Consider the following 8,576-nt stretch of genomic DNA (forward strand, 5'->3'; position numbering starts at 1 on the left):
AACACCTTCCATGCGGTTTATGCCAGCAATTACCTGATGCGCGTCATGGATGTGATGATTACCAAACCCTCCGAGTTGGCCTTCTACCCCATCCCCAAAATTTTCAACGCCCGCGTGGGCGGCCATGAAATGTGGGGCGCCATCCGCGGCGCAGAGATTGGCGACAGCACCGTTGAGACCCGCACCATCCCGCAAACCCTGCAAGCCATTGACCTGATGACCCACGAAAACGACCTGCTCGAAATGTACTGCGAGATGATCGTCAAAAACAAGAGCATTGGCCTGTACGATGGGGCCTACAAATGCGTCGAGTTGGCAACCGGCAAAAAATTCACACGCACCCCGGATGGGATTCAAGTAGGATGACCAGGATCACCTTTATTGGCGCGGGCAGCACGGTTTTTGCCAAAAACTTACTGGGCGATATTCTCAGCTTCCCCGAATTAGCAGAATCCACCATCACGCTTTTTGATGTGGATGCCGGGCGGCTCGCCGAAACCGAAGTGCTGGCTCGCGCCGCGGCCCGGGGGTTGGCTGCCAGCCCCACAATTGAAACCACCACCGAGCGCCGCGCCGCCCTCGATGGCGCCGATTACGCCATCAACATGATCCAGGTCGGCGGCTACGAACCCGCCACGGTAACCGATTTCGAAATCCCCAAAAAATATGGCCTGCGACAGACGATTGGCGACACCCTGGGCATTGGCGGCATTATGCGCGGGCTGCGCACCATCCCCGTGATGCTGGAGATGTGCCGCGAGATGGAAGAACTCTGCCCGGATGTGCTGCATCTTAATTATGTGAATCCGATGGCGATGAACACCTGGGCGCTGAACCGGGCCAGTTCTGTAAAGACGGTTGGCCTGTGCCATAGTGTGCCACACACCGCCGGAGAGTTGGCGCTGGATTTGGGGATTCCCGCCGAGGAGATTTGCTACCTCGTTGCCGGGATCAACCACATGGCCTTTTATCTCAAGCTGGAACGCAACGGCGAAGACTTGTACCCTGCGTTGCACCGCGTACTCGCAGAGGGGCGAATACCCGCACATAACCGCGTGCGCTATGAGATGTTCAAGCGGCTGGGCTATTTTGTCACCGAATCGAGCGAGCATTTTAGCGAATATGTGCCCTGGTTTATCAAGCGTGATCGGCCTGATTTGATCGAGCGTTTCAACATCCCCCTTGATGAGTATCTTTATCGCTGTCAGGTACAAATCCAGGCCTGGGATATAGCCCAGGAACGACGTGCGGATGGTAAAACCCTGACAACCGATGAAATTTTGGCGGCGGTTGATGGCATCCCCATCATGCCGACCGCGGCCCAGTCTATCGCGCGCACCTACAGTGATTTAGACAAGTTGGAACTCAGCGGCGAATACGGCGCGCTCATCATTCACAGCATCGAAACCGGTCAGCCGCGTGTAATTTACGGCAATGTTGAAAACAACGGCCTGATTGACAATTTGCCGCAGGGTTGCTGCGTGGAAGTGCCGTGTTTGGTGGATAACAACGGGGTGCAGCCCACGCGCATCGGAGCGCTGCCCCCTCATCTCGCCGCGCTCATGCAGACCAACATCAATGTGCAGAATCTCACCGTGGAAGCAGCCCTCACCGGGCGGCGCGAGCATATCTATCACGCTGCCATGCTCGATCCACATACATCCGCAGAATTAGACCTCGATCAAATCTGGTCTTTGGTAGATGAGCTAATCACCGCCCACGGAAACTGTTTGCCGAAATTTAAGTAGGAGTTTTTGAATCACAAAAGGCACAACGAAACACGAAGATTTTGTTTTTTCTTTGTCTTCCTTCGTGTCCTTCGTGGCGAATTTTTGATATGACTACCTTCAATCCCACCGAACATCCCCACCGCCGCCATAACCCGCTGACTGGAGAGTGGGTACTGGTATCCCCGCACCGCACCAAACGCCCCTGGCAGGGACAGGTTGAGAAATCACAGCCCGATGAGCGCCCAAAATATGAACCGGGCTGCTATCTCTGCCCCGGCAACGAGCGGGTGGGCGGCCTGCGCAATCCTGATTATGCTGAAACCTTCGTCTTCACCAACGACTTCGCCGCCCTGCTGCCAGACACACCTGAAGATAGAACAACGCCAGACGCTCTTTTGCAAACCCAAAGCGTACAAGGCACAAGCCGCGTGATCTGCTTTTCGCCCCGTCACGATCTCACATTGCCTGAGATGCGCATCAAGGATATTCGCCGTGTGGTAGATGTTTGGGCGGAGCAAACCGCCGAACTCGGTCAGCGGTATGAATGGGTGCAGGTCTTTGAAAACAAGGGCGCGGTGATGGGTAGTTCCAACCGCCATCCGCATGGGCAAATTTGGGCGCAAAATATATTGCCCAACGAACCCGCCAAGGAAGACTCACATCAGCGAGCTTATTTTGAGAAATATGGATCGCCCCTGTTGCTCGATTACCTCAAACGAGAAGCCAAACATGAAGAGCGTATCGTCGTTGAGAATGAGCATTGGATGGCCGTCGTTCCCTATTGGGCTGTCTGGCCCTTTGAAACCCTGCTGATGCCTCGCCTTCATATCTTGCGTATCTTTGATCTAGAATCAAATGAACGCGATGCGCTGGCTGAAATTCTCAAACGCCTGTTGATCAAGTACGACAATCTGTTCGAGACATCTTTTCCGTACTCGATGGGCTGGCACGGCGCACCCTTCAATAACGAAGCAAACCAACATTGGCAACTGCACGCACATTTTTATCCGCCGCTGCTACGTTCCGCCAGCGTCAAAAAATTCATGGTCGGTTACGAGATGATGGCTGAAGCTCAACGCGATCTCACCGCGGAGCAGGCTGCCGCGCGCTTGCGCGATTTGCCAGAAACCCACTATCGCTCCCGATGAAGTTTTCCCACAAAAACATATCGGATGATGCTATCCGGCAGGCGCTCGGACGGGTGGATTACCGCAAGTTGAAGTCCGGTAAGTGTATCCGTTCTGACACCCTCGGCCATGCTGGCTGGCGGGTTGGCAACAACTGTGATGGTGATTGGAAAACCGGATTTGGTTGAAAAACTACCCCACTGCGAAACCTTTGCTGTTACGAAGAATTCCGGGTGGTGGTTTTTGAGTAAGTGATGATTTTCCGAGAAGGGTGCTTCTCCGACGAAACAATCTCATCGAACACGGAATAATTTCTCGATAAAATGGGACCGCTTCGGCGATAAAGCTGCCTCGCAGATTCATGCCATCACTTACTTTAGAACCATTACCTTTAATTTTATCGCGCCAATCTTGTAAATGATGAACTCCTCAGGGGATGGATTTAGACAACTAGACTGTTATTTGAAAGTTACTGTCATATTAGAAATCCTGTTAATCGCATCGACTTCTTGCGCCAATTAGGATTAGTCTATTCGTCCCGAGTGATTTTCTGAAGATAAACTTTCTCTTCCTGACGATACGGCGTGCCATCCGAACGTAGAATATCGTGGAACCAGAGCGGCGGTTCTTCGCCATTAGGGTAGTAATCTTCCCACGAATAAATCGTTTGTGTCTTGCCAGCGACCAATCCCCAATTGATGGCTCCAATCTTTTTAGACTTAAAAAACGGCATGACAGCTTCAAATGTGCTCTTTTCGAGACGGGCTAAGTATTCAGTACAGATCATCGGGCGACTATTCTTCTCCAGTTCAGCGACGATCTTTTCGGTATTTTTCAAATTGAAATAGGAATGGAAGCTAATAATATCGCTCAACTCAAGGCAGACCGAATTCAGCTTTGCCCCCAGAAAAGGTCTGAGGTAATAGAGGCCCGCGGTAAGCGGTTGGCTGGGATTTACATCTCGCGCCCAACCAAAGGCTTGATGTAAAAGCTGCTTTGTGGGCGTTGGCGCTAAAAAGTGTTCGATCAGCTTCCCAACGATCATTGTAAAACGCAACAGGGCTGGAAGTTTGAGAGAGACAAGGAAATTATTTTTTGGCTCGTTGTAGAGATCCCAAATAACGACACGATCATCATTCCCATAAGTACCAACAATATCCCTGACGTAGGTTTCCAACCGCTCCCATTGCGATTGGTCTTTCAGAACTTTCGTTCCCGGCCCTTTGAGCCAGCCAGAATTGTGGATACCTGGTCTAGGCTCTGGTTGCATGCCCAATTTGGGATTATCATGCCAGCAATCATCAAAGAGCACAAAAATCGTCTTGATGCTATGTCCTTCAGACACAGCCAGATATTGGTTGATCCTTTCCTTGAATCCTTCCGGGTTCTGATGCCAGACCAGATCATGCAAGTAGACTCGCATGGCGTTGAAGCCTAAATCCGCTGCCCAACCCAGCTCACGATCGATGGTGTCGAGATCGAAGGTCTCTGGCTGCCACATCTCAAGCTGATTAATCGCCGTGCTGGGAATAAAGTTGCAGCCGCGTAACCAGGGCTGACTTTGATACCAATTCTTTGCTTTTTCTACAGACCACTTTTTTTCAGCCACATATATCTCCTTCTTTCAAGAAATTAAACCTTCAACCAAACTGTCATCTGGGATGCCCCACGATTACCCCATAGGTGATAGGGGATGAGAATCAGCGGTGTTCCTTCAACGGATTTGGCTTCGATCACGGTCGTTCCACCCAGTAAATCAGTAGAAAAACTTTTCTGAAACGTGTCAGCGTCAATCTGGGCGCTGAATATATCAATATCCGGATTGTCGATGTTTTCGAGACAATAGACCAACGGACCCAACGAGAGCGCGGCTTTGCCATCATGCCCTTTGACTTTCGGATGGGCACGGTGCAACTGGATATCCATATTGAACTCGATCTCTATCACATCGCCGGGAGACCACTCACGCTTAAGTTGCCAGAATTGACTTCTGCGTGGGTCATAACCGGAAGCTGTTTGGGTAGTGGTTGTGAGGGTATCCGGCGTTTCGATGGGCATCCCGTTCAATTGAGCAACCAGGCCCAAAGTCCAGGAGGGAACGCGGATGTGCAGGTTGATTTTCTGTTTCTCAGGGGGATCAACTTCAATTCGCACAGACCCACGCCAAGGTAATCCGGTTTCCACTTTGAGTTTCACGTTCTCAAATTGAGCTTCGCTGTTCACGTATTGATGCAGCCAGATATTGTCCCCGTCATGGGAGTATAGGTAGGCTCCCAGACCAGCCCAAGTGCGTGAGATATTCGACGGACAACAGGGAATTTCATACCAAGGCTGGCGGGTCACACCGCCTCGGCAGGTCAGCGGATTATTGTAGAGGTATTGCGTGCCGTCTGCCCCCATGCCAACCCCAGACGCGTTATAAAGCTGCCACTCAAAAAGATCGCTGTATTGAGCTTTACCTGTTAGCTGCGCCATCTCCCAATTCCAAAACATGCTCCCTAAGGCGGCACAGGTTTCGGCGTAGGCAATTTCGGGGTCGAGTTCGTAATCGTTGCCGAAACCTTCGAGCGCGGGCAATGAGCCTATCCCACCGGTGACATACATCCTGCGGGTGACCATGTGTTCCCAACATTGCTCAAGGGAAGAGGCGTATGAATTATCCTCGGTTGCGCGTGCCAGCATGGCAATAGCCGTTTCCAAATAGGCAAAGCGCACTGAGTGCCCAACCGGAAGAAGTTGCTCTCGAACCGGAGCATGTTGCTGAAAATATTTCCCAGTAAAGGCATTCCACATCCAACGGGCAGTGATATTCCAGGGCTTCTTGGCTTCGTTCCCGGCAGGCACCTGAAAAGGCGTAAATTCGGGGTGCGCTGCCAAATACGCTGCCCGCCGCTTTTTCACTTCCTTCTCCCGTTTTTCTACAGCGAAATTTTGCTGAAAGATGGAGAGACCGAAGGCGCTTTCCCTGCCGCGCTGTTCAATGAATTGACGCGCCATTTCCAAATAATCGCTTTGTCCGGTTGCCTGGAATAATCGCAGCAGGGCGATTTCGATTTCCTGATGACCAGGGGTATGTTCTGCCCCTTTCCCCTTGAAGTCCGCTACGATCCTGTCCGCAGCTTGTTCGGCGATCTTGAGCAGGGTGCCACGCCCCGTTGCTTCGTGGTGCGAAACGCCAGCTTCGATCAGATGACCGTGACAATACAACTCATGCTCGATCTGCAAATTCGCCCAACGAGTATCCGGAAAATGGATTTGGTTATAGGTGTAGATGTATCCATCGGGTTGCTGGGCACGCCCGATCAGGTCAATAAAATTATCCATAAGGGCAGCCAGCTTTGGGTCCGGGTGCGTGGCGTAGACTCGGGCGGCAGCATCGAGCCATTTAAAAGCGTCCGAGTCAGCAAAGAACCAGCCTTCGCGGAATCCATCTGCTTCACCCGCTGCGATACGGAAATTTTCGATGCTGCCAGATGCTTCAAGCTGCTCCCATTGATGGAAGATCGCTGTTTCAGCGTTGAGATTTAATCGATCGCCCCAGAACCCTGAGAGAACTTTTGTTTTACTCATATCTTTTCTCCCAACGTGTGAACACCAGCGGGATCAGGGAAAGCAAGGCGATAACGGACCCCACCTGAAAAATGATTGGCACAGGAATAAAACCAGATTCGCCATTAATCACTGTGGGAATGCCGAAATTTTGGATCAGGGTCGAGCCAAGCCAGGGACCGATCACCATCGGAATGGCGATCCAGAAAATCATGCGGATGCCGAGGAATTTGCCCCGATTCTGTTCGGGAAGAAGATCCTTCAGCCAGGCTACCGATGCGATCCCGGAAGCAGTTGCAAATGCCTGCCAAACCAGCCCCGTGAATGCCAGCAAGAGCAGGGTATTGACCAATGAAAGCAGGATTCCCCCAAGGCTGCTGATAACAATGGCAACACCGATCATTGTTCGTTTATCCCAGCGATCAGCCAGAAGCCCAAAGGGAATCGCAAAGACTGCACTTCCTAGCATGACGGCACCACCGATAATGCTGAACTCCGTTTTGGTCACGCCGACGAAATTTTCAAGGTAAACGATCAGATAGGGCATCGAGACCTGCATCCCGATGCTGCTAACCATAATGAACAATAAAAGGGTAAACAGGTCGCGATTTTCTTTGAGTACATCAACCTTGAAAAGCTCGGTGAATTCCTGCCAGAAAGGCGGGCGGGAGACATTATCGTCGAGTTCATTCGTTGGAGTATCTTCCAGCAGGCTGCCAGCTATAAGACCAACGACCATCACAATCCCGCCAAGACTATAGAAGAAAATAAAGTAGCCGAAGGAGTCGATCAGTATTCCCGCCGCAACCATCGAAACGATTTGAGCAAGGAAGAGACTCATGTTCAGCACGCCTTCCACCCTGCCACGGTTTTCGCTGGTGGCGATATCTGCTGTCCAGGCATTGAAAGCGGCATCGTTAGCCGTGGAACCAAAAAAGGTCATCACAGAATCGGCAACTACAACCATGACCACAGCCATGCTGACCACTTTGATGTATGAGACCATCGGGAAGAGAATGGTTGACAATCCCCAAAGCATATAGCCTATAAAAATATAGGGGCGCCTTCGCCCCCAGCGAGATCGAGTGCGGTCGCTGAGCGTACCCATTAGCAGCGTGGTCAGGGTCGCCGTAATTGCACTGGCTGCGACCATCCAGGCTACGGGACGGGGATCGGGAGTGATCGTATCAAAGACAAAGGTGTTAAACCAGGAGTTCTCTACGGCCCATGCGATTTGTCCGGTCAGCGCCAAGGCTGCCATAACTATCCAGGAACGTGAAGTGATCTTGCTGAATGAAGTGTTTTTCATTTTATATCCATCCCAAAATGCCCGCAAAGACGACCATCATCAAAACATCCAATACAGCGAAGGCTCCAATAAAAGTGATCTGCTTTTTGGGCTTCCAGTCATAGCAATAGAAAGCAGCCAGAAAGAAAGGAATGTAAACCGTCAGAAAGACCGGGAAAGCTCCCCACCAAGGATAGACCCAGACAAACGTGGGTGTTTTTGCCAGAAATATCTCTACAAAGCCAAAGAAAGCTGCATTCCCGATCACAAAGAGCAGACGGTTATTGATCCCCATGATCTTCATTTTGGGGTCTTCTGGGAGCAACTTACTCAGGACAAGACCTGCGATCGAGAACATAAAGCTCAACTCAATACCCACCCCGATCAAGATCAAAAAGGATGTACCGGTTGGAACAGTCCACAAGGCATGACCGCTAAAATGCTGGATAAGAGCGTTTATAATCTCGTAAAACCAGTGCACAGAATACAAAGCCAGCCCAGCTGCGATGCCTTTCCAATTTTTCTTGGATATTTCATTCATATATACGTAAACCACCAACGCAAGAAAAGTGATCACGTACCACTGGAAGTTATCGCCCTTACGTAGAATATCAAGCGCCATTTGGGTTACTTCAGGATTATTCATGGGTTCCTCCACAGAATTACGATTCAAATAGTCGACAATTCATTTTACAACAAATCTCTACCCCACAGGTAAACTGATGCCTGTAGGGTAGAGAATTCCCCGATACATCCAATGATCTCAAAGCATATTCCCGCGCAGGGCAAACCTTTCAGGTTCCTGTTACGCCTATCATTGATATGCTCACCTATGAGTTATTCGTAAAAATGAGAGAAGAAAACAAAACCTATTCAAAACAC

General features: G+C 50.6%; 7 protein-coding genes. 3 read left to right on the plus strand and 4 right to left on the minus strand.

Annotation, left to right across the window (positions count from 1 at the left end; all coding sequences use genetic code 11):
- The 3 genes from HN413_16700 to HN413_16710 form a co-directional block, all read left to right on the plus strand.
- Positions 1 to 366, plus strand: a 366-nt coding sequence (locus HN413_16700; protein ID MBT3392040.1) for a hypothetical protein, incomplete at its 5' end; no start/stop codon positions are given.
- Positions 363 to 1,748 (plus strand): alpha-glucosidase/alpha-galactosidase, encoded by a 1,386-nt coding sequence (locus tag HN413_16705; GenBank protein MBT3392041.1) that lies wholly within the window; start codon positions 363 to 365, stop codon positions 1,746 to 1,748. The genes HN413_16700 and HN413_16705, both read left to right, overlap by 4 nt.
- Positions 1,749 to 1,837: 89 nt before the next feature.
- The gene (locus HN413_16710) at positions 1,838 to 2,878 is read left to right on the plus strand and encodes a UDP-glucose--hexose-1-phosphate uridylyltransferase (protein ID MBT3392042.1); all 1,041 of its coding nucleotides are present in this window, start codon (positions 1,838 to 1,840) and stop codon (positions 2,876 to 2,878) included.
- 508 nt (positions 2,879 to 3,386) lie between these two features.
- On the opposite strand, the gene HN413_16715 is transcribed toward HN413_16710, so the two are convergent.
- From HN413_16715 to HN413_16730, 4 genes are read right to left on the minus strand one after another with little or no spacing between them, the layout of a single operon-like run.
- Complete coding sequence (locus HN413_16715) at positions 3,387 to 4,472, minus strand: 1,4-beta-xylanase (protein MBT3392043.1); 1,086 nt, start codon at positions 4,470 to 4,472, stop codon at positions 3,387 to 3,389.
- 17 nt (positions 4,473 to 4,489) lie between these two features.
- Complete coding sequence (locus HN413_16720; protein ID MBT3392044.1) at positions 4,490 to 6,427, minus strand: hypothetical protein; 1,938 nt, start codon at positions 6,425 to 6,427, stop codon at positions 4,490 to 4,492.
- Positions 6,420 to 7,715 carry an MFS transporter gene (locus tag HN413_16725; GenBank protein MBT3392045.1) on the minus strand — a complete coding sequence of 432 codons (1,296 nt, stop codon included), beginning with the start codon at positions 7,713 to 7,715 and terminating at the stop codon, positions 6,420 to 6,422. Before HN413_16725 ends, HN413_16720 begins: the two co-directional genes overlap by 8 nt.
- A gap of 1 nt (position 7,716) precedes the next feature.
- Positions 7,717 to 8,340: a hypothetical protein gene (locus HN413_16730; protein MBT3392046.1), complete on the minus strand. Its 624-nt coding sequence runs from the start codon at positions 8,338 to 8,340 to the stop codon at positions 7,717 to 7,719.
- Between the last annotated feature and the right edge of the window lie 236 nt (positions 8,341 to 8,576).

The sequence above is a fragment of the Chloroflexota bacterium genome (assembly GCA_018648225.1).
In the GTDB taxonomy this organism is placed as follows: domain Bacteria; phylum Chloroflexota; class Anaerolineae; order Anaerolineales; family UBA11858; genus NIOZ-UU35.

Excerpts from the sequence above, each read along its gene's own strand:
- HN413_16705 (MBT3392041.1), top strand. The coding sequence starts at position 363 with ATGACCAGGATCACCTTTATTGGCGCGGGCAGCACGGTTTTTGCCAAA.
- HN413_16710 (MBT3392042.1), top strand. The coding sequence starts at position 1,838 with ATGACTACCTTCAATCCCACCGAACATCCCCACCGCCGCCATAACCCG.
- HN413_16720 (MBT3392044.1), bottom strand. The coding sequence starts at position 6,427 with ATGAGTAAAACAAAAGTTCTCTCAGGGTTCTGGGGCGATCGATTAAAT.
- HN413_16725 (MBT3392045.1), bottom strand. The coding sequence starts at position 7,715 with ATGAAAAACACTTCATTCAGCAAGATCACTTCACGTTCCTGGATAGTT.
- HN413_16730 (MBT3392046.1), bottom strand. The coding sequence starts at position 8,340 with ATGAATAATCCTGAAGTAACCCAAATGGCGCTTGATATTCTACGTAAG.